The organism is Bacillus sp. FSL W8-1127, assembly GCF_038006725.1.
Taxonomy (GTDB): domain Bacteria; phylum Bacillota; class Bacilli; order Bacillales; family DSM-4216; genus Bacillus_O; species Bacillus_O smithii.
In genome coordinates, this window is the sequence record NZ_JBBOVU010000001.1 from 3,250,429 (window position 1) to 3,270,988 (window position 20,560).

Below are 20,560 nucleotides of genomic sequence, written 5' to 3' on the forward strand. Positions count from 1 at the left end.
AATATCGACATCTATTTTATCGACTGTTTTCGATTATTTTGAAATTTTTTTTAATAAAAGTGCGTTGCGTGTCAAATTTAATTTCATCTTTAATAAATCTCCGTTTTCTGGATAAATAAAAAAATCGGAATAGAATGACGGCTTTAATGCCGAACATCCTATCCCGATGATTTTTACCTAAGTTCACCTGATCCAAAAGGCCGCAGCGGCATTTACCGCAGTAACAGTTTTGGCAACGCTAGAATTCTCCGATGCTCCACTATTCAATATTCAATGCAACAATTGTTGATGTTTACACAAAATATTTTAAGCTCTCGAAAAAAAGCACTCCCTCCAAAGAGGAAAGTACTTTTCAAATACATACCATCTATGAACTTTATTTCATTTTGGCTACATGAAATTTATTGTTAATAACTACCGCAACTTCTTCATCCGGACTTACATCTTTTATGCTGTATACCCAACCATAGTTTAAATGCGTTCGTTTCTCGTCTTCTTCCTTTGGAACCACTTCAACTTTTTTAAGCTCTTTTTTGCTTAATATCTCATTATTTTCATTAATCGTGATTGTTTCCGTAACCTTTCCAATCGGTTCATCCAAATCTTCTTTCGTAACTTCCGCTTCTTGAATCTCATAGGTTTTACCCTCATAGCTGATTTCCTTAAAATTTTCCATATTCAACTTATACTTCGGCAACCTTTTATCAATCTCCATATTCTCGGAGGCGGTTTGTTTCAAATCTTTTAATAGGGAACAGCCTCCCAAAAGAATTACCCCGGCAACAGCCATAAGCAGGACGGAATTTTTCACTTTTCTTTTCTCCTCCTTCCCCTGTATTTTTTCCTTTATTCATAGGACTTGCCCCCTTCCCAACGATTAAACCAAACTAAACCTAGTAATGTTACGAGAATAAAACATATACTTGCGGGTATGATCCCTTTCATCAACTCTTGAAAATACAAGTCCGACAACTCCATTCCGAATGCATGTTTGACCTTAAGCATCAATAACATAGGAACTTGCGAAAGGCGAACGGTCCAAGCCCACGGAATATATTGCCAAATATTATCACCCACAACCGTTGCCCCAATAATTGCTGAAACAAGGAATCCTCCGCCACCGATCGCAATAGACGCACCCATCCCGAATGCAAAACTGATCAGCAAATGCAAGGAAAAAAGAATAAGTGATCCGACCAAGGACAAAAGCGCTCCTTGCAAAAATAAATCGTAATGCACATTTTCTACGTTCAAAATATATCTCATCCCCAACAACATAAGGAAAGTTGCCAAGAATATATCCGTAATGGCGGCAAAAATAAGCAAAGAAAGTTTCCCAAAGTAAAATTTCGCTCTTGAAACAGGACCAGTCAACACATTCATGAAACTTCCCGATTTTTCTTCTTGATAGGCGATCAAACCGGTAAGCAAAGAAATAATAATCGGTAACGAAACGCTCAATACCTCAAAAAATCCTCCATATATTTTCACTTGCCAAAAAGATGGATCATTGTATCTGGAAAAATACCATAACATAAAAATTGGATAAATAATCGGCATCACAAACACGATCAGCCTAATGGTTGTACGCCTTGTCTTTAGCCATTCGGATGACAAAACATGCAAAAAAGACAATTCAGTTCACCTCTTTTCTCGAAAACCAAAACGCGGTAACAAGAGATAATAAAACAAAAATAACAATGGAGGCAAGAATGCCTATTGGAATAACGGAAGGATCCAACAAAGGATTCCCTTCTTTCAACGGTACTCCGTTCGGATGAACACCGACGATCGGAGACATCAATCTCATTCCCCAACTCCAAGGAATAAACATCCAGTATGATTCCGGAGCCATGACCACGCCCAATACAATCCCTATCAAACTGACAATTATGGAAATAACGGTTCCGAATCGTTCAGCAAAAAACAACCCGATTGGGATGTATGCCAACGATGTGATCCATATGGTAAGACTGGCCATTACAACGACAGCTGCTGATGAAATGCTGTTGGGTAAAAATAATTTTAACAGGATCAACAAAATGATCAGTTCAATGGATGAAAGCAATGTATAATAGGCAATCACAATGATTTTACTGAACCACATTCGCGGAATGCTGATATCGTGACAACGTAAAGCTCTGTAATTTCCTGACTTTTTTTCTCGCATGGCGGCCAGTGACGCGATCAATGCCGTCCCCAAAGGAAGAAATATTAACGGCCACCAATTAAATACCGTGTATTCGAAATAATTATATTTGGAATGGATCGTAGGCATGGTAATAATGGCGTATAGTACAAAGAAAAACGGTGCAATATATACAAGCTTTTTCGCAAAAGTCCGCTTATATTTTAAACGTTCAGATTGTATCATATTCAGCATGATTTACAGCCTCCCTCATAATCCGCTGACTACATCAATAAAGAATTTTTCCAGATCTTGATCTTCCTCGATTTCTCCTTGATATTTAAGTTTTCCGTTTTGGATGATGCCAATGTGATCGGCCAATTGTTTTACTTCCGGCAAAATATGACTTGATAAAATGACCGTCATTCCTTGTTTCGGGAAAGATCTGATAAGTTTTCGTAATTCTTGAATACCAAGCGGGTCCAGTCCATTGGTTGGTTCATCGAGAATCAGAAGCTTCGGATCATTTAAAAGTGCTTTGGCAATCCCTAATCGTTGCTTCATCCCGAAGGAAAACTGCGAGGCTTTCTTTTTTCCTGTATTTTCCAAATCCACGATTTTCAGCACTTCTTTAATTCTTGAATCCGGAAGATTTAATAATTTTGCATGAACCAGCAAATTTTCATAAGCCGTTAAATTGCCGTAAAGGGCCGGTGACTCAATAAGCGCGCCGATCTCCTTAAGATCTTTTCTGCTCCACAGATGCCCATTAAAGAGAATTTCGCCTTTTGTCGGCCGCAAAAGACCCGTTAACATTTTTAAAATGGTTGATTTCCCGGCTCCGTTCGGTCCAAGCAATCCGTAAATCGTGTTTTCCTTGACCCTGATTGATACATTGTCAACGGCAAGCTGTTTGCCGAAAGCTTTGGTTAATTGTTTCGTTTCCAAAAAATACTCTGACATTTTTATTCTCCTTTCAACGTTAAAAAAATTAAATTTTAACGACTCGGCGGCTTGATAAGTTATCCCGGAAAACGCCCTGTTTCCTTGATCAGCATCATCTTTGATCAATGTTGCCGACCCGATATTTTTACAGTCATATTTAAAAAAGCTCAGATCTGTCTTAAAAGCCATATGTTCTGTTCCTTTGTATTAAGGGGAATCCGGAAAATTACTGCAATTTTACCATTTACGGATTCACCCAATTTTTTTCGATACTTCCATCAATCATTTCCAACTTCATACTACCTTTTCAATATAAAGTTTTTATAATTATTTTGACTTAAGTTTGATACCACCCTACTACAAAACAAGAACTTAATTGTGAAATAAGGTTCGCCAAGAGACGCTCTATAACTTGGGGAGGTTGGAAATTTTATTGGAAAGCGGCTCTCTTGATACGCTGATTGAAGGGCTGGCCAAATTTTCAGAGCGCTATTTTGAGCGAATCCATAACCAAACTAAAACTTCTGTTACAGTCAAATGGACAAAGGAATTCGGTCCGGTCTATCTGTTCCGTAAAATTTGGGACAAGCTCGGTTTAGGTCGTCTTCTGAAGAAGTTGATGGATGACGCGGAAATAGCTTCACAATATGATGAAGCTATTTTGGCCATGGTATTAAATCGCCTGATGGATCCGGGAAGTAAATATCGGATTTTCAAGCGGTGAGTTAACACCATTTACGCAGAAGGGCTTTCCGAAATCCAGCTTCAACACTACTATCGTGCCTTGGACTTCTTGGAAGAAAGAAAAGAAATGCAGTTATATGGGAATTTAACGGATTTGATTTCTCTTGAGACGTGGATATCGTGTTTTATGATACGACAAGCACCTGCTTCGAAGGGGAAGAGGCTGATGAAGAGATTGCCAAACGAGGTTTCTCCAAAGACCACCGTTCCGATCGGAAATAAGTGTTGATTGAACTCCTCATGACCAAACAAGGCATTCCGATTGGTCGCCAAGTCTTCTCTGGCAATATGCACGATACAAAAACGTTCGGGAAGTTATTGAGGATATGAAAAAGCGTTACCCGATCGACAAAGTGCTTCTCGTTGGCGACCGTGGAATGGTGAGTGAGGAAAACTGGTGTGGGTTTTACCTTACCTGCGTTCGCTATTATAAAAAACTTTCTGAGCAATTTGTTCAAAGCTTAAAAGTTCCCGACACATAAAAGGCCCGGAGCATTACAAAATCCAGACCTTTTTTCTTTACGAATATATTATTTTGGCTACCTATATTTTTTCATCACTTTTTTGAAGGTATAAAAATAGGGGAATCTCCCATCCGAAAACGAATGATGAGACGCCTCTTCTTGTGAAATGCGAAAATTTTTTAAAATCCTTATATGTCGAAACCTTTCTTTTAAAAGATGATACAGTTCCACTCGATTTACAACAAATAATTGGATAGCTCCTTGATATAAAACTCAACGGTTGCCCCACCGTTTTCATTATTGTACGCCTGAATCTGTCCGTCATAATTATTGACAATTTTTTTCGAAATATAAAGGCCTAACCCGACATGGTTTTTATATTGCTCATCTTGGTAAAATGCCTTGAATAACCGAGACGTATCTTTTTCCTTGAATCCGGTCCCCGTATCCGAACATTTAAAATAAATTTTGCTTGAATGACCGTCGGATTCATCATGTACTTCAAGTTTAATTTCCCCGCTAGTTGTAAATCTCAGACTGTTATACAAAATATTATCCAAAACCCTCATTAACATGGCTTCATCAAGAAAATAATATCGTTTGCTTAAGTGGACATCAAAATGAATATGAACGTTTTTTTTATAATGAGCCATGGTTGATATTTCTTGTTTTTTCTCATGAAGCATTTTACCCAAATCAACTCTTTTAATATTCAACAAAAAGTCGACGTTTTCCACTTTATAAAGAAGCGACAAATTGTCCGTAAGCATGCTCATTTTGCTGCAATTTTTCCGAATAATATCTAAATGCGGGGTAATATCAAATTTTTCTATGTCTTTCAAATCGTTAATTAAATCCATTTGCCCTTGAATAACAGTTAACGGCGTTCGTATGTCGTGGGCAATCGACGACACCATGATTTTTCGTTCATCATCGATCTTGGATATACTTTCAATCATCTCTTTCAAAGCGTCGATCATCGTATTAAACGAATCTTGGATCCTCATAAACTCTTTTCTTTTCAATCCCGAGATCTTAAAATCAAAATCTCCGTTGGAAATTTTATCCGCAGCCTGAAGCAACACTTTAATATTATTAAACAAGGATTTATACAGCTTGGACGTATAAAAAATTAAATAAATCACAAAAAATATTAACGGAGAAATCAACAACACAACATAAATCAACACGATTCCGAGGCGATCCTGATTATTAATGATAAACCCGAAAGGAGCTTTCAGCACATACACCGCTTGAATGGCATTATCATGTTTAATGGGGATAAATCTGTAAACATAGCTTCCTTTTACAATCTCACGATTAATTACTTCACCGACTTTCACTTTATATCCCGCAACATCCTGATCGCCGTAAAGATGATTGCCATTGATATCCAATACTTCCCCTTCAATTTTTTTACTGTACTGATCTAGATTAATTAGCTCCCCGTTTAAAATGTCCGGAGCGCTTTCTTCAATCTTTTTTTCAATAACATCCAAATATTTCACAAAATAATCCGTCGGTTTAATCATATTATTTTCGGTAAACATAAAGATAAAATAGATTAAACATAAATAAGTAACTGCCGAAGACAAAATTGTTGATAAAAAGACCTTTACAACCAATAAATAAAAATCTCTTTTTATTGTTTTATCCTTTTTCATTTGTAACATCCCATTTATAGCCTAATCCGTATAATGTTTTAATATAGGAGTTTTCCTTATCCAAAGACCGGATTTTCTTCCGAATGTTTTTAATGCTTTCCGTCACCGTTTCTAATTGACTTTCCGAATCCAATCCCCATACCCGTTCAAAAATTCTTTCCTTAGAAAAGACCATATTTTTATTCAACATTAACAATTTAATAATCTCATATTCTTTTTTTGTTAAATGCAATTGAACCCCTTTACAAAAGACTTCATTGGCCAAAAGATCGATGGTAATATTTTTAGAACTTAACAAATGCCTGTCATTCGAACGGATCCGCTCTTCCCGTCTTAAATGGGAATCAATTCTTGCTTTCAACTCTTTTAAACTGAAAGGTTTGGTCATGTAGTCTTCCCCGCCGATGGATAGAGCTTGAACTTTGTCTTCCTCCAGCGTTTTTGCGCTGACAAAAATAATCGGACAATTCACTTTGTCACGGATAATCCCACACAATTCCATTCCATCAAGGCCTTCCATCATAATGTCCAAGATAATCAAATCAAAATCATTGTTAATGATTTGCAATGCCTCGGTGCCGTTATGTACATATTCCACCGTGTAATTATAAAGTTCCAAATATTGCTTGATTGTAAGACAAATATCTTCATTATCATCTACAACTAAAATTTTCTTCAAATGCATGCTTCCAGATCCCACCTTATCGTTCATTGAAATTTGAACATTTTTCAAGTAATTCCGTATTCATGCAGATAGGGTACCCTCTTAAAATATCAGAGAATACCCTGCCTTTTTCTTTTATCCATATTTTAAACTTTGGATAATAAAAACGCGCTGTCCCAAGGCGTTTTTTTACCGTTTTGGATCGCTAACAACGTCAACAAAATTCCTGCCATTGCACAAAACAATTAATAAAGCAGGTATGCCGTGAGAGAGCCCGATGTTAATGAAACCGGACGGCCAATTTTTTGGTATGTACGAACATTCAGAAAATATTATATCCTAAAGAAAATTATACCAAATTTTTTGCCGTCCAAGCTTAAATCGTACAATAAACGTATCGGATTAGGGGCTGTTCTTGTATTCAGCATATTATTGATCGTAATCAGCAATTGTTTATTGAGCGTTTTGCTTTTCGCATAAAAAAGATCGTTTTCGATGCCGATCAAAATATCATTTAAACTTAACCGTTGCTCTTCTTCTCTGTTGTTGTTGGTAAATAAAGACAGTTAATGCCGAATCTGAAAACTTCTTTTCGATATTTAAGTTAAATAGAAAATCTAATATTTTTCTAATGTTTTTGTTCTTTATTTTTATATTTTTGTATATTTGTATTAAGAAAATATTAATTGCTAGACCCTTGCAAAAAATATGTCATATCGGAAATCGATGATGTAAATTATTTTGTGTAAGCAAATTTTTCTACTAGAAAAAAAGAAAAAGGCAGGGTATTCTCAGATTTGCGACCAAACAAAACTGAAAGGAGATACCCTACCTTATGAGTAATAGTATACTCAACTCAGATTTCGCAAATCAACTGGAAAATATGATAAAAGATTTTGTTCAAGAAAAGCTTGAATTCATCATGAGAGAAGAAATCAAAAATTTCCTCCAAGTGGAACAGGAACACGTTCAAAACTCAAGAAATGGTTATTATCACCGTACTCTTGATACAAAGTACGGGAAAATAGAAGCTCTTACGGTTCCAAGAGATCGCAACGGGGATTTCCAGACTCAACTGTTTGAGCCTTATCAACGTCAAGACGGCTGGCTGGAACAGGCGATTATTAAAATGTATCAAAGTGGGATGAGCACTCGAGAAATTGGGAAGTTTATCGAAAGAATTCTTGGTTCAACCTACTCTCCTACCACGATTAGTCATATTACAGATGCCGCGTTGGAGGATATTCAAAAATGGCAACAACGTCCATTAAACAAACGGTATTCTGTGTTGTATCTTGATGGGTTTTATATAAAAGTTCGTCGTGATACGTATGCCAAAGAAGTCATTTACGTTGTTCTTGGTGTCAATGAAGAAGGTTATCGTGAAATTCTTGGCTTTTACGTTGGAGGTCAAGAAAGCGCGCATGGCTGGCAAGAGATTCTCCAAGACCTTTATACACGCGGTGCTCATGAAGTCTTACTTGGTGTTTTTGATGGACTCCCAGGTCTTGAAGAAGCCTTTAAAGCCGTCTATCCGAAAGCCGATGTTCAACGATGTGTGGTCCACAAAGTAAGAAATACGTTAAACAAGGTAAGGAAAAAAGACCAATTTGAAGTGGCTGAAGACCTAAAGCTGATCTATCGTTCGATGACAAGAGACGCAGCCATTCAAGCCTTTCATGAGTTTAAAGACAAGTGGTCTAAAAAGTATCCTAGAGAAGTCCAATCTTGGGAACAAGATTTAGATGTCCTCCTAACATTCATGAAATATCCGACCAGTATTCGTAGTGTCATCTACACGACCAATGCGATTGAACGAACGATTAAAGATATACGTAAACGACTCAAAACGATGAACAGCTTAACCAGTATTGAAGCAGCAGAAAAAATCACGTTCTTAACGGTACAGGACTTGAATGAAAAATGGTCCACTAGAAAACTTAAAGGGTTTTCTACGGCATACAAGGCACTTCAAGATATGTTTGAAGAAAGATACTGAAAGACCAAATTTTGTTCATGAAGAACAGAGTCTAGGGAGACTAAGTTGTCTTATATGAGACTGAATATTCAGTCTCATATAAGACAACTAAACACCTCCTCCAAGATTAAAAAAACGTATCTGAGAATACTCTCTTACACAAAATTCTTGACGGTACCCGGAAATCGTCTAAAACTGGATTATTTACAGAACTTTTGTCGTTTCTGAAAATAAAAAAGGACATTCTTACCTTGGGAAGGACGTGAAAAAACATGGATGATCGCAAAGAAGATTGTCCTTTTTGCGGAGCCAATCTACAGGGAAACCCAATTCCGAAAGAACTGCAGCACCACTACGGTAATGCCACCCACTTTAGCAGAAAAATCGGCATATCCAATCTGGAAGCAGACCGGGTGATTAAATGGCAATGTCCAGATTGTAAGGGAGAATGGAAGCGGGAGTGAGGAAGAAGAAGTACGTACAGCTTCTCCTTTTTATCTTTTAAAAATAAAAAAGAAGGCTCTATGTCAATTGTTGGGGTACACTTATCGAAGTGCCCCTTTTTTTGTAGTTGACTAGATGAGTGAACATAAAGCTTTATTTCTTAGTCTCTTAAAATTCCGAATGCCATATGACATTCGTTTCATGATATTCCTTTAGAATGGATAAATTCCTGTTAGGAATGATATCGTAAACCCTTCGGTTTACAGGATCGCCAATGATACATTGGTACTTGCCCGTTTCAGAAGTCCCTTTCAATTCATCAATGGCCAGAACTTTCGGGAGGGCCTTATTGTCATAGGAATAGTGCTTGTCAAAGAGCCGAATGACAGTGGAATGCCCAAGTCCTGTTTCCTTGGCAACCTGCTTAAAGTTATACTCCCTCACTTTAACCAAAAGTGCTTGAAGGAGCCTTTTCGTGTGGCGCTGGTAACGTTCTAGAAAAGAATAGAGTTCGTAGAACCGTTTTCCACAGGACTTACATTTGTATCGGCGCTTTCTCAAGATGAGAAAACAATATTTTTCAAAGACCTTTACATCCCGAATCTTTTGAATCCAATCATCATGGACAGAGGAAGTTTCCTTCTGACAGCAGGGGCATTTTTGAACTTTTACAGGCGTTTGAATATGGATTTCAAAGTGAGTGATTTGATCCTCTACATGAGTGATTTCAACATCTTCTAACCCAAGCAGTTTTGTGATAAAATGAGAATGCATTTACGAAATCTCCTTTTTGATGTATTCGCCGACTATCATTTTAAAGGGAGATCTTCGTAAGTGCTTTTATTTTTGCCTGAAAAGTCTCTTAACCCCAACATATAACATAGAATCGAAAAAGAAAAGCCCTGCGGAGATTTCTCTCCGCAGAGCTTTTCGACATTTTCGAAGTAATAGCTTTTAAATTATTCAACGGTAAACTTAACAGTCACTGTTTTACCGTCTAACAGGTAAGTTACAGTAAATGTATCTCCAGCCTCTGCATTTTGAATATCAATTGTATCAGATCCATTACTTTCAACCTTGAATCGTTGATTAGGATCTGCATCTACAGTTTTCTCTTTTACATTTGTAACAGTAATAATTGGTTTTGGAGAATCGATTTTAACACCATATTGGTCAGTAACTTTAAGAACTGCGTCTAAATCGGAAGCATCATCAGAATCGTCATTTAAAACACTTGCAGGAATAGAAGCTACGCCGTTAGAAACTGCATCTGTAAATTCAATTTTATCTGCTTTTGGAGCTTCTTTTGAAATTACAACATCTTTTGTAATAGTGCTCGGTGTATCAAATCCATCTACAATTACTGTAACTTTAGAAGTGATTTCATCTTTTGTTCCAAATTTACCCGCGTCTTTTGTCGCATCTAAAACAGCATTTAATGTGCCTGTATTTTTATCATAAGCGACATTGTTGTCAGTAATTACTGTGTAATCAGAAGATGGAAGTTCAACTTTAGTACCATCAGCCTTCACACCGTAAACTTTAAGATCACGTTTGTAAGTTGTAGCAGTACCATCAGCATACAACGGTGCAATATCCCCAACTTCAAAGGAAGTAAATGCAGATTTATCGACTGTATTAAATGTTACTTTTAATGGGCTTGTTGCTACATCTTCAAAAGAATAAGTGTTATCACTATTCTTTACAGATTGCTGAAGTTTAAATGTTACATCTTCCGAACCTTTTTCAAGACCTGTAATTGTAATAATACCATCGTCAGCCGTGATTTCAGCTGAAGTATCTGCATTGTCAACCTTTACAGCACCATTTTCAGAGTCAGTTGCAACAATTCGGTATTTACCCAGACCTGCTGTATTGGATAACTTACCTTTAAGATCAAAAGTACGACCATATTGGTCTTTTACTACAAGGTTAGAAAGACCAATTTTTACACTACCATTTTTCGATACAGTAGTTGTTACATCTTTAAGAGATTCGATAGTTGCAGGATATGCAGCATCTTTAACATCAATAGTTAATTGAGAAACTTTTCCGCTTCCAGCAACTGTAGCTACTAATACTTGTAAACCTTTAGTATCAGGTGCTTTGTATTCAAGATAAGCATTTCCTGATGCATCTTTCTTCAACTCAGCATTATTAGAGGAGAAAGTAACTTTATTTTCAAGATCATCATATTTTGTAATCGCATTTCCATATTGATCAACAGCTGTAAATGGAATCTTTACAGTTTCTCCAGCAGCCACTACATCAGTAGGTGCACTTAAAGTGAAGGTATCAAGTTTTGGAGCTGCTTTAACATTCACTTCAAATTGAGATACCTTACCACTTGATTTAGAAATTGCTGTGATAATTACTTTACCACCATTAGCATAGTTTGAACCAGCTTTAAATTTCAAACCAACTTGGTTCTTATCTTTTCCTTGTTCATCATATGCTTTATAAACTGTCAAAACGGATGGGTTTGAAGAGGTGAATACAACATCATCATTCACTTGATCCGCCTTAACGGTTTTGCCATATTGATCTTTCGCAGTTAACAATAAAGCAAAATCAGAAACGTCTAGATCACCAGAGAATTCTTTACCATCTTTATTATAAACGCCATCGAATTCTACTGTATCCGTAGCGGAAGCATCACTTACTGTTACAACATCAGAAACTACTGTATTTGTAGATGTATTGATACCAGTTAAAGCAACTTTATCTCCTGTTTTAAAGCCATCAGATTTAGTTAAAGTTAAAAGTCCTTTATCATCATCAGCTGCTGTTACACCACTAGATGCATGCCATTCAATAGAAGTAGCAATTGGAGATTTTGTAATATCTTCACCGTATTGGTTTAAAACACGATAAGCAACTGTTGCCTGTTTTTTGTCTTGTGCATTAATTGGAGCAACTTCACCAAGGAGTTCGATTTTAGCTACTTTCTCATTTTCAACTTTAACAGAACCTGTAAGAGCTTGATCAGCAAGACCAGTTACGTTAACAGTGTACTCGCCTTCAAATAATTTGCTAGCAAGTTCAAGTTCAACAGATTTTTTATCCGCAGAGAAAGTAGTTTTTGCTACGTTTACAGTAACAGAACCTTTTTTCACTTCAAACTTAGCTTTTGTATCATCAACCGCTTTGTTGAATTCAACTTTTAAACTTTTAGAAGTAATCGCACTTATACTCCATCAACATTCCATTTTTTTACACAAAAAAATATTATTATGGCATCAACCCTTGATATAATAGGTTTTGAGGGCATGTTGAATAGTTTGCTATTCTCACTAGACTTGTTGATTTACTTAAAAAAGTATGCATGTAACATTCAAGGTATGGTGTTGAAAGAGAAAAAAGATACAAGGAGGGTTAAAAGATGCCAGTAAATTTAATATCAAAAAACTTGCTAAATCAATTTCAAGAACTCCTAGAGAAAACAGAAGGCGAATTAAATATTGTTTCACCTTTTATTGGCACACAAACAGCAAACTTATTAGCAGATTGGTTAAATGAGAATCCTTCAGTCGTTTGTAATATCATTACCCGATTTTACCGTGAAGATTTCATTGAACGTGTCAGTAGTATTTACGGGCTAGAGCATCTATTACATGCAAAAGCGAATATTTATGCGTTAGTAGATTTACACTCAAAACTCTATCTATTCGATTCACATTCTACCATTATTGGATCAGCCAATTTCACAAAAGGTGGCTTTGTATCTAACCATGAAATTTGTGTATTAATGGACGACGAACCAGAAATTGCAGAAAAAGCACAAGAATATTTCTATGACTTACTAGAACAAATTCAACTATCAGGGGACGAAGGAATTGTTACACAAGAATGGATTGATGAAGAAAAGAAACATGTTCCTCAATTAGCAGCCAATCAAAAAGATAAAACCGTTACATATTCAAATAATAAAAAGAAGGGTGTAGAACTGAAAAAAATTGTACACCCTGATTTATTCGAATCCATCCTAGAAAATACATATGAATTAGATGAAGAAAGTACTGGCTATTGGTTAAAGTTTGAAGGAACAGGAGAGGATAGAATTCCTAATAATTTGAATTATCAACAAATGAAGGGGATACGACGTCGAGATTTAAATACTACTTACTTTCCTCGCAGACCAAGTGGAATTGTAAAGGATGACACTCTATTCTTAACAATTGTTAGTTTCGATGAAAATGATCGCCCTACTCCGATGATTGTTGGATATGCTAAGACAGATGGTTTCCATAAGGATAATATAGTTGGCGATACTGATATTAAAAATGCGCCATGGAAACACCGGTTTCCTTACTATGTTGAGTTTACAAGCGGAAAAGTAATTAATGCTCCTATTCGATATGGAATCCGATTAATAGATTTATACAATAGTATTGGTAAAGCAGCCTTTCCATCTTTAAGAAAAAGAACCAATGTTAGTCAAAAAACCCTTCAAAGCATGCATTTTAGAAGATCACATATTCGAATTACTCAAGAAGCACACAACTTTTTAATGAACGAATTGAATAAACGATTTACTGAATATGGCGTAATTGATTTGTAGAGAAGTTCCAAAAAATACACCTATACTTTAAAGCATGACTTTTTAAACAGGACACCGTTCCATTCTGTTTATAGATTCCTGACGCATCTTTGACATACCTCATTTGTGATTGCACAAGACTTTAATAGAAGGTTTTCCGGAAGAAAACAAGAATACACGCTCTTTCATCTCATTGGCCGCTTTATTGGTAAACGTAATCCCCAATATGTTATGGGGCTGTACTTTCTTCTCAGACACAAGATAGGCAATGCGAATATCATCATAATGTCCAGTTAATGTCATGAAGGGTATCTTTGAAGCATGGATTATTCAAGAAATTGGTTCCTTTCTGATAATCTCCATCATCCCTATTGTTACAAGGATGTGTACTTTCATAAAGATATTCTGGACTTACTCCTAATTTAGTTAGAAATGGAGAATACTTCCTGGACTCTTTACCCCATAAAAAAAAGCGGATATTTTTATTTGTTGAAACAATGTAAGTTAGCAGCATTCTAAAAAAACATTTCCAATCATTAAGATGACTTCCGATTTTCCCTATTTCACATGTAAAAGCCGTATTTAAAAAGAGAACTCCTTGTCTTTCCCAATACGAAAATACTTGATCTGGTGAAGGGATAGGAAATTTCCCCGATTGAATATCCTTTCTTATTTCTTTAATTCCTTTCGCTTTCTCATAACCTAGATATGTTTTGTGAAGGAGTTTAATAATGTTACGAAGGGAACAACGAGAAACTTGTTTATCGTTCCAATCTTTAACCCCATTAACTTCAAAGCTTCTCCCGGTGGCAATTCCTTTTTCCGGATAAGGGTCCTTGCCTATCATTATAACCTTAATCGTCTTTAAATCCGTGGTAGCGAATCGTAAGACTAATGGAGCGGGTGGGGTGTAGTTGCTACCAATTCGTTGTTCAATTTTAAATAATTCCTCTATCACTTCTTGTCTGTTTAAAAAAGGTTTCCATGATTCGTCAATGTTAATAGAGTTTATGAATTTAGATGTCCTCATGATTCTTTATCCTTTCTTGTCAAAATTTTTGACTGTCATTTAACGTATTCTTTTATTTCATCATAAATGACCATTCATAACTCTGCAAAAACGAAACTTTTTTAGATAGTAATATCCTTATGTGTTCTTCCAATCTTAATTGAGTAAATGGCTGATGTTGAGCAGCCAATTTTTTTAACAATTTTAACAATAGGTATTCCTTGATTTAAAAGTTGTTTGATTATTTTAACTTCTTCTATTGAAAGCCTTTTATATTCGGGTATTTTATCGCTTTTTTGATAATCTAATATGTATTTTATTTTTTTCTTTTTTCTTTCCATACCGAATACATTAATGTCTTCATATAATAGTCTACATAAAGTATATACACTTTGCTTATTACCTATTGAAAGGTAGTACTTACTGGATTCTTTCTCAAATCCGCTCCCTCCAGTGATTGTGTACTCTTTCTTTAATAATTCACATAGGGAATCCCTAAATTGTTTTGAGGAAGTGTAAAAAACCAATCTAAATTGCTTAGTTTTATACGTCCCTTTACTATTTTTTTGCTGTTCTATAATGACTGATCCATCTCCATCTAAAAAGCCCCTTAAAAAAGCCCCCACAAATTTTTTTGGTATTTTTGGAAATAATAATTTTTTTGATTTTCTTTCAACTAACCCCCAATCATTAAGTATTTGCGCTACTTTAAAGTTTCGAAATTGGATTTCATATATTATTTTCCTTCCATAAATCTGTTTGCCATTTACTTTTCCGCCATATCTTGGCTTTCTAGTACGGATTTCCCCAGTATAGCCAATGACTTTTGCAATATACTCAATAACATCATTATCAGTCATTTGAATTCCAATTAAATTACCAGATCTCCATCCATCAGAAAGAAATACACCCAATACATAAAAAAATTCGTAAGAAAATTTTTCAAAAAAGCCTGTATTGACTTTGGCATATTTTAAAGATCTAAGCTTATTAGCCTCTTTTCTATTTCTTGCTGGTATACGATAAATTTGCATCAAATATTTAATACTTGCAGGATTTTCGTTGTATATCTTAGCTATTTCTATCTGACTTTTACCCTCAGTTACATAGTGGAGATATAATTTTTCTCTTGGTAATCTATGCTGTAACGGCTTAGGACGATTAAAGTGCTGTTGTTTTCTAGGAATATCATACTTGCGTAGAAGATAATTAATATGTTGTCTTGTAACCCCCTCTCCCAGCTTTAATGCAATCTCTGTAGAACTCATATCTTTTTCAACATATAAATGAAATAATTTTTCCTTTGACATTACTTCATCAAAATGATGATGTTTTCTACCAGCACATTGATCGCAAAGTTCAATCTTTTCATCTATTCTTTTAGAAAAAGACCTTGTGTTCATTTTTTGTGGTGAATGATTTTCTTGCGGACAACTGATAAATAAAAATGTAGCCTTTTTTTCCCTTATAATTTCTAGAAGCCGATAACCTTTATTTAAACTTAACAGCATGTTTTCGACCTTTTCATTTGTCCATTTAATCACATTAATCACCTAAAATAACTTTTTATAGTTATTAATTGGTAAAAATATGTGATTTTATTCATAGTTTTAAATTATTAAATGGACATGAGTTTACAATTTCACTTAAAAGAGAAGTGAGTAATATTCAATCAAAAAAATAATGCACAAAATGACAAATAAAAAAGATCCTAAAAGGGACCTTTTAATTTAATTAATATTTCTCTAAAGTTTCAATATCATTATTGTTGTTAGTAATGCCAAAACCAACGTATGTAAAGATCATTAACATGATCAAATATGCTTAGAATATCATCAATCAAATCAATAAAACCTAACCACTTTAGTTAAGCTTAGGCTCAATTAATATTTATTCTCAATCTTTAAGTAATTTCATTTGATCAAAAAATTTTTGCAAGCGCTCTGCCGCCATTCGATATACTTTCTGTTTATCCCTTGGTCCGATTGCAATCACTTCCATTCGAATTGGCTGTCCATCCATAGGACGATAAATGATTCGTATATTGAGTGATTTTGACTTAATTTTTGCAAAACCATGTAAATCACCATGCAATGACTCTGCTACACCATCTGGTTTAAATAAAGGACCTTGCTTTGCTCTTCGCAATATTTCTAATAACACAGTTTGTTTATGTCCTTTATTAATTGCTCAAGAATCCTAATAGATTATAGGCAATGATCAATGATCTTAGTGAAAAAAATATCACAACCTTCTTAATGCCTCTAATTGTTCTTCTTGTGAAGAATCCACATAAATAGCTGTCGTCTGGATACTTTCATGTCGTGCTAAGCGTCTAATAATCTCAATCGGTGTTCCAGCATTGGCTAAATTCTTACAAAAGCTGTGGCGGAAGCGGTGGGGAGTTATGTTTTCCATGTTTGCTAGCCGAGCGTATTTGGTTAGCATCTTTTGGATTCCCCGCTCAGACAAAAATGGAGATCGTTCGGAGACAAATAATCGGGAAGATTCTAGATGAATTGGTTTTACAAGGTGTTTCCTGTATTTAAGCCATTTTCGTAAATTACGCGCATGTTTCTGTACAAGCAAAACAGTAGCATATTTATTGCCTTTTCCTTCACGTACAATTACTTTAATATCTCTTTCCTTTGTTTGAACATCCATTATTTCTAAAGATGTCACTTCATTAACCCGCAGCCCTGTATATAACATCAAATCGATGATGGCAAGATTGCGAAGCCGCTGGAATTCGTTTCTTTCTAAATCGACATAACTAATGAAGCGATCTTGTTCTTCTTTTGTTAACCATTTTGTTTGATTCGGACTGCCGGCATATTCAAGTTTTTCAATCTTAATACGGGTCATAGGGTTGTCTTTAATCACTCCCTCTGTTATTAAATAGGCAAAGAAGACTTTTAATCCTGCTATATATTTATTTATGGTTGCCGGCTTCCGTTTACACTGATGCTTTAAGTAACTTATGTATTCCTTAATATCAATCGGACGAGTTTCTTCTATATAAGAAACTCCATCTCGTTGCTCTTTCCATTTTAAAAAGTGGTTTGCAGTTGTTCGATAAGATGTAATTGTTTTTGGATCTTTTGCTTCTTCGTATAGATAACGGACAAAATGTTCAATACAATCCTTCATTGCAGTCCTCCTAATCAAAAAAATTATACGAACAATCTCTATTTTGCTTTTCAAAGGTTCTACGAACAATATTAGAGCTATTTTAATTAGATTTATCAGAGAATCACAATTCTACGAACAATAAATATGTATAACCAAGAAGGGTAGATCCCTCTTGGTTTAATTATTCCGAAGCAGAGTGTCAACTTCATGTTTGTATCCGTATTTTCTTAAGAAATCAATAATAGCTGTCTCAAAAATTTGACGCTGTGTAATGTTCTTTTCATAACTAAAATCTTCTACCAACTGATGTAGTAAATGACTCAACTGCACTGATTTTGTTTTGGCAATTCCCGAAACTAGATATCGGGGAACCCTATCAACAATTGGATCTGAAGTAATATTCAACTTTTCATAAAGAGTTTTCACTAAATGAAATAATTCATCATCTTTATCTGTGGATGTTTTGTCCTGATTCTCTTTTTGTTCCTTTGAAGTTAAAGATGCTTTACTCTGTAGTTCCTCAACGCTCTCAATTCCTGTTTTACGAACATAATTTCCTTCTTCACCGTTCCACTCATAGCCCTTTTTAGTCATATAATCTGCTAATTCTCTATGACTAGCAAACCCATATTCCTTAGCTACCGCTTTCGGATCCATTCCACCTTTAAACGCTTGCATGATTCGAGATACTTTCCCCTTATGAGTATCCTCTTGGATAGTCTTCTTTTTATTAATACGTGTTGCAACCGGTTTATAGTTTTGTGCATCAGAATCCCATGTAAAATTTCTACGACGCATGTACATATCCAAACCTTTATAATCACGATATTTTAACTGCGCAGCCAATTCCTCTCTTGAAATTCCATCTCCTAAGCTTCTAATGATTAAATTCACTTTATCATCATAAATTGGCATACTTTTTGCTGATATACTCACGATTATACCTCCTTAAAGCTTATCAATGTCTGTTTGTAGCTCATTTTCATTTAATTGCAAATAAACTGTAGTTGTTTTAATGGATGAATGTCCTAATAATTTAGAAATCTTAAAAACATCTACACGTTTACGTAATAGATTGGTAGCAAAACTTCTTCTTAATGCATGACAGGTAACATTCTTGTCCCATCCAAGCTCTTTAGTAGCTCTATGAAGTTCATAATTAATATATCCTGCAGAAAGCCTTCCTGTTTTCTTTGTCGCTAAGAGATACGGTGAATCTATTGGTCCGCGAATATTTGTCAAATAATTTTCCAAATGTGGTTTGAGAGATTTAGCGATTGGAATGTAACGTTGTTTTTTCCCTTTTCCGTTCACTAATAATCGATTTCGTTCATTATCAATGTCTTCAAAAGTTATGTTGTGTGCTTCATTCACTCGCATTCCCGTATAATATAGGAAAGCGACTGAAAACTTTACGATTTTATGCTTAATAGTCGCCAGCAATTCATCTATTTCCTCTTCAGTTAATGCCACCTTTTTCTCTTCCATTACTTTTACTGGATCCACTTCTGAGGCAACATTATGTTCGACCCATTGCTTTTTCACTGCATAGTTTAGAAACGAACGTAAGCTAAATAAATAGCGATTTCGACTACGAGGGGCGAGTTCCCGTTCGTCAAGCAAATAATGCATATATTCTTCAATATCATCTGTAGTAATGTCTTCAACATAAATGGCTCCGTTGTACACATCTGTCATATATCGATTAAAACATCGTAGATCTTTCATATAACCTTTGACTGTTTCTCCACTCATTTCACGATAAATCAAATGTTTTTTAAATGCTTCTTGTGCTTCACTAAATAACATGTAGTTCGCCTCCCTTAAACTCCCTAGTCATAGCCTCTATGACGAGGTGCTTATTTATTTTTGTCTAAGAAATCTATTTCGTTTAAGTCCAGCTCGGCATGGTTAGAATATAAACGAAGTCATCCTTCTCGAATATTGTTATATTCATCTGTTAAATACTTCTGTAGTCTGCTATGATTACTTAATAGATAGACAACTACGGTCCAGTACGGGTTATAATTGGTCTTTAAAATATCTTCATCGACAACATCTTTTCTTTACGGTTGTACGATGAAGATATCTTGAAAATCTAGTCCAAGTTGGCCCGTTATTCTCTTAGCAATCGCAGGGCTTGGATTTTTCTTTTGATGGATGATTTGATGCAAGTACGCTTCACTCACCCCAATCTTTTTCGAAAATTGCCGTTGAGAATAACCATTTTGAATTAATGTTATGCGAAATTGTTCTACATCTTTAAAGACAATTTTCATACTACGGTCTCCTTTTATTTAACTATTAGTTATAAAAAATTAACTTTTTGTTATTATTATATCTTCCTTTCTTTGCCACTGCAAACGAAAGTGTAGCATTGGTTGGTGATTTTTTTTGGATGCAAAGGAATTTGGACTTTATTTACGTTCACTGAGAAAAAGGAAAGGACTGACGATAGACCAACTAGCTGAATTGTTGGATATCAGTAACGCCTACGTTTCTCAAATTGAAACTGGTAAAAAGGGAATTCCCTCTCCAGAACTGTTAAAGCAGTTTCATGCTCATTTGGATGTTGCTTATGAGCATTTAATGGAAAAAGCAGGTTATATGAAAAAAGCCTCGCCTCCTTCCCACGATTTATTTAGTGTCTTTAGAGAGAATCAAACCATCTATTATAAGGGAATTAAGCTAACTCTCAAGCAGAAACAGTTGTTGATGGATCTTCTTGAGGAATTCATTTCTTCTACTCAAGAAAATAAAAGGGAAAACCACCAAAAGGAAAGTTAATAGATGTGTGTCTGTAACACACTAATCAGCGGATTTACACACTGTATCTTCTACAAACTTT

20 protein-coding genes and 2 pseudogenes are annotated in these 20,560 nt (G+C 35.3%); 5 read left to right on the forward strand and 17 right to left on the reverse strand.

The window, feature by feature from the left end; genetic code table 11:
- Positions 1-376 precede the first annotated feature (376 nt).
- The 4 genes from NST12_RS15220 to NST12_RS15235 are packed head-to-tail and all read right to left on the reverse strand — an operon-like array spanning position 377 to position 3,091.
- Positions 377-811, reverse strand: a complete 435-nt coding sequence (locus NST12_RS15220) for a NisI/SpaI family lantibiotic immunity lipoprotein (protein WP_341101851.1) — start codon at positions 809-811, stop codon at positions 377-379.
- 35 nt (positions 812-846) lie between these two features.
- On the reverse strand, positions 847-1,635 hold the full coding sequence (locus tag NST12_RS15225) for a lantibiotic immunity ABC transporter MutG family permease subunit (RefSeq protein ID WP_341101854.1): 789 nt from the start codon (positions 1,633-1,635) through the stop codon (positions 847-849).
- A 1-nt stretch (position 1,636) separates the two neighbouring features.
- Entirely contained in the window at positions 1,637-2,383 is a 747-nt protein-coding gene (locus NST12_RS15230; protein ID WP_328205085.1) for a lantibiotic immunity ABC transporter MutE/EpiE family permease subunit, read from the reverse strand.
- A gap of 15 nt (positions 2,384-2,398) precedes the next feature.
- Positions 2,399-3,091: a lantibiotic protection ABC transporter ATP-binding protein gene (locus tag NST12_RS15235; protein ID WP_341101857.1), complete on the reverse strand. Its 693-nt coding sequence runs from the start codon at positions 3,089-3,091 to the stop codon at positions 2,399-2,401.
- 364 nt (positions 3,092-3,455) lie between these two features.
- On the opposite strand from NST12_RS15235, the pseudogene NST12_RS17195 reads away from it, so the two are divergent.
- Positions 3,456-4,212, forward strand: a pseudogene (locus NST12_RS17195) (IS1634 family transposase); the annotation flags it as partial.
- 305 nt (positions 4,213-4,517) lie between these two features.
- Here the strand turns inward: NST12_RS17195 and NST12_RS15250 are convergent.
- The 3 genes from NST12_RS15250 to NST12_RS15260 all read right to left on the reverse strand — a co-directional run bounded on the left by NST12_RS15250 (position 4,518) and on the right by NST12_RS15260 (position 7,115).
- Positions 4,518-5,945 carry a HAMP domain-containing sensor histidine kinase gene (locus NST12_RS15250; RefSeq protein ID WP_341101865.1) on the reverse strand — a complete coding sequence of 476 codons (1,428 nt, stop codon included), beginning with the start codon at positions 5,943-5,945 and terminating at the stop codon, positions 4,518-4,520.
- Entirely contained in the window at positions 5,932-6,630 is a 699-nt protein-coding gene (locus NST12_RS15255; protein WP_341101868.1) for a response regulator transcription factor, read from the reverse strand. Before NST12_RS15255 ends, NST12_RS15250 begins: the two co-directional genes overlap by 14 nt.
- A 311-nt stretch (positions 6,631-6,941) precedes the next feature.
- A complete protein-coding gene (locus NST12_RS15260) occupies positions 6,942-7,115 on the reverse strand; it encodes a hypothetical protein (RefSeq protein WP_341101869.1) in 174 nt (57 codons plus the stop codon).
- A 329-nt stretch (positions 7,116-7,444) separates the two neighbouring features.
- On the opposite strand from NST12_RS15260, the gene NST12_RS15265 reads away from it, so the two are divergent.
- Entirely contained in the window at positions 7,445-8,608 is a 1,164-nt protein-coding gene (locus NST12_RS15265; RefSeq protein WP_048623008.1) for an IS256 family transposase, read from the forward strand.
- A 251-nt stretch (positions 8,609-8,859) separates the two neighbouring features.
- Positions 8,860-9,051, forward strand: a complete 192-nt coding sequence (locus NST12_RS15270; protein WP_341101872.1) for a hypothetical protein — start codon at positions 8,860-8,862, stop codon at positions 9,049-9,051.
- A gap of 148 nt (positions 9,052-9,199) precedes the next feature.
- Here NST12_RS15270 and NST12_RS15275 read toward each other — a convergent pair whose 3' ends face one another.
- Together NST12_RS15275 and NST12_RS15280 are read right to left on the reverse strand one after the other, a co-directional pair.
- Positions 9,200-9,805 carry a transposase family protein gene (locus NST12_RS15275; protein WP_341101874.1) on the reverse strand — a complete coding sequence of 202 codons (606 nt, stop codon included), beginning with the start codon at positions 9,803-9,805 and terminating at the stop codon, positions 9,200-9,202.
- A gap of 185 nt (positions 9,806-9,990) precedes the next feature.
- Complete coding sequence (locus NST12_RS15280) at positions 9,991-12,147, reverse strand: hypothetical protein (protein WP_341101877.1); 2,157 nt, start codon at positions 12,145-12,147, stop codon at positions 9,991-9,993.
- A gap of 266 nt (positions 12,148-12,413) precedes the next feature.
- On the opposite strand from NST12_RS15280, the gene NST12_RS15285 reads away from it, so the two are divergent.
- Positions 12,414-13,592, forward strand: a complete 1,179-nt coding sequence (locus NST12_RS15285) for a phospholipase D family protein (protein WP_341101880.1) — start codon at positions 12,414-12,416, stop codon at positions 13,590-13,592.
- A gap of 153 nt (positions 13,593-13,745) precedes the next feature.
- On the opposite strand, the pseudogene NST12_RS17200 reads toward NST12_RS15285, so the two are convergent.
- The 8 genes and pseudogenes from NST12_RS17200 to NST12_RS15325 all read right to left on the reverse strand — a co-directional run.
- Positions 13,746-13,844: pseudogene (locus NST12_RS17200) on the reverse strand (UvrD-helicase domain-containing protein); the annotation flags it as partial.
- Positions 13,845-13,851: 7 nt separating this feature from the next.
- Positions 13,852-14,601, reverse strand: a complete 750-nt coding sequence (locus NST12_RS15295; RefSeq protein ID WP_328203410.1) for a uracil-DNA glycosylase — start codon at positions 14,599-14,601, stop codon at positions 13,852-13,854.
- Between the two features lie 101 nt (positions 14,602-14,702).
- Complete coding sequence (locus tag NST12_RS15300) at positions 14,703-16,124, reverse strand: LAGLIDADG family homing endonuclease (protein ID WP_341101884.1); 1,422 nt, start codon at positions 16,122-16,124, stop codon at positions 14,703-14,705.
- Between the two features lie 352 nt (positions 16,125-16,476).
- Positions 16,477-16,743: a hypothetical protein gene (locus tag NST12_RS15305; protein ID WP_341101886.1), complete on the reverse strand. Its 267-nt coding sequence runs from the start codon at positions 16,741-16,743 to the stop codon at positions 16,477-16,479.
- 81 nt (positions 16,744-16,824) lie between these two features.
- Complete coding sequence (locus NST12_RS15310; RefSeq protein WP_341101888.1) at positions 16,825-17,730, reverse strand: tyrosine-type recombinase/integrase; 906 nt, start codon at positions 17,728-17,730, stop codon at positions 16,825-16,827.
- Between the two features lie 159 nt (positions 17,731-17,889).
- Complete coding sequence (locus NST12_RS15315; RefSeq protein WP_341101890.1) at positions 17,890-18,648, reverse strand: hypothetical protein; 759 nt, start codon at positions 18,646-18,648, stop codon at positions 17,890-17,892.
- A gap of 12 nt (positions 18,649-18,660) precedes the next feature.
- Entirely contained in the window at positions 18,661-19,521 is an 861-nt protein-coding gene (locus tag NST12_RS15320; protein WP_341101895.1) for a tyrosine-type recombinase/integrase, read from the reverse strand.
- Positions 19,522-19,778: 257 nt separating this feature from the next.
- The gene (locus tag NST12_RS15325) at positions 19,779-19,991 is read right to left on the reverse strand and encodes a helix-turn-helix domain-containing protein (protein ID WP_341101898.1); all 213 of its coding nucleotides are present in this window, start codon (positions 19,989-19,991) and stop codon (positions 19,779-19,781) included.
- 115 nt (positions 19,992-20,106) lie between these two features.
- Between NST12_RS15325 and NST12_RS15330 the strand changes: the two genes are divergently transcribed.
- Entirely contained in the window at positions 20,107-20,499 is a 393-nt protein-coding gene (locus tag NST12_RS15330; RefSeq protein ID WP_341101901.1) for a helix-turn-helix domain-containing protein, read from the forward strand.
- Positions 20,500-20,560: the final 61 nt, after the last annotated feature.

Excerpts from the sequence above, each read along its gene's own strand:
- NST12_RS15255 (WP_341101868.1), bottom strand. The coding sequence starts at position 6,630 with ATGCATTTGAAGAAAATTTTAGTTGTAGATGATAATGAAGATATTTGT.
- NST12_RS15270 (WP_341101872.1), top strand. The coding sequence starts at position 8,860 with ATGGATGATCGCAAAGAAGATTGTCCTTTTTGCGGAGCCAATCTACAG.
- NST12_RS15295 (WP_328203410.1), bottom strand. The coding sequence starts at position 14,601 with ATGAGGACATCTAAATTCATAAACTCTATTAACATTGACGAATCATGG.
- NST12_RS15250 (WP_341101865.1), bottom strand. The coding sequence starts at position 5,945 with ATGAAAAAGGATAAAACAATAAAAAGAGATTTTTATTTATTGGTTGTA.
- NST12_RS15235 (WP_341101857.1), bottom strand. The coding sequence starts at position 3,091 with ATGTCAGAGTATTTTTTGGAAACGAAACAATTAACCAAAGCTTTCGGC.
- NST12_RS15275 (WP_341101874.1), bottom strand. The coding sequence starts at position 9,805 with ATGCATTCTCATTTTATCACAAAACTGCTTGGGTTAGAAGATGTTGAA.
- NST12_RS15320 (WP_341101895.1), bottom strand. The coding sequence starts at position 19,521 with ATGTTATTTAGTGAAGCACAAGAAGCATTTAAAAAACATTTGATTTAT.
- NST12_RS15230 (WP_328205085.1), bottom strand. The coding sequence starts at position 2,383 with ATGCTGAATATGATACAATCTGAACGTTTAAAATATAAGCGGACTTTT.
- NST12_RS15310 (WP_341101888.1), bottom strand. The coding sequence starts at position 17,730 with ATGAAGGATTGTATTGAACATTTTGTCCGTTATCTATACGAAGAAGCA.
- NST12_RS15325 (WP_341101898.1), bottom strand. The coding sequence starts at position 19,991 with ATGAAAATTGTCTTTAAAGATGTAGAACAATTTCGCATAACATTAATT.
- NST12_RS15265 (WP_048623008.1), top strand. The coding sequence starts at position 7,445 with ATGAGTAATAGTATACTCAACTCAGATTTCGCAAATCAACTGGAAAAT.
- NST12_RS15285 (WP_341101880.1), top strand. The coding sequence starts at position 12,414 with ATGCCAGTAAATTTAATATCAAAAAACTTGCTAAATCAATTTCAAGAA.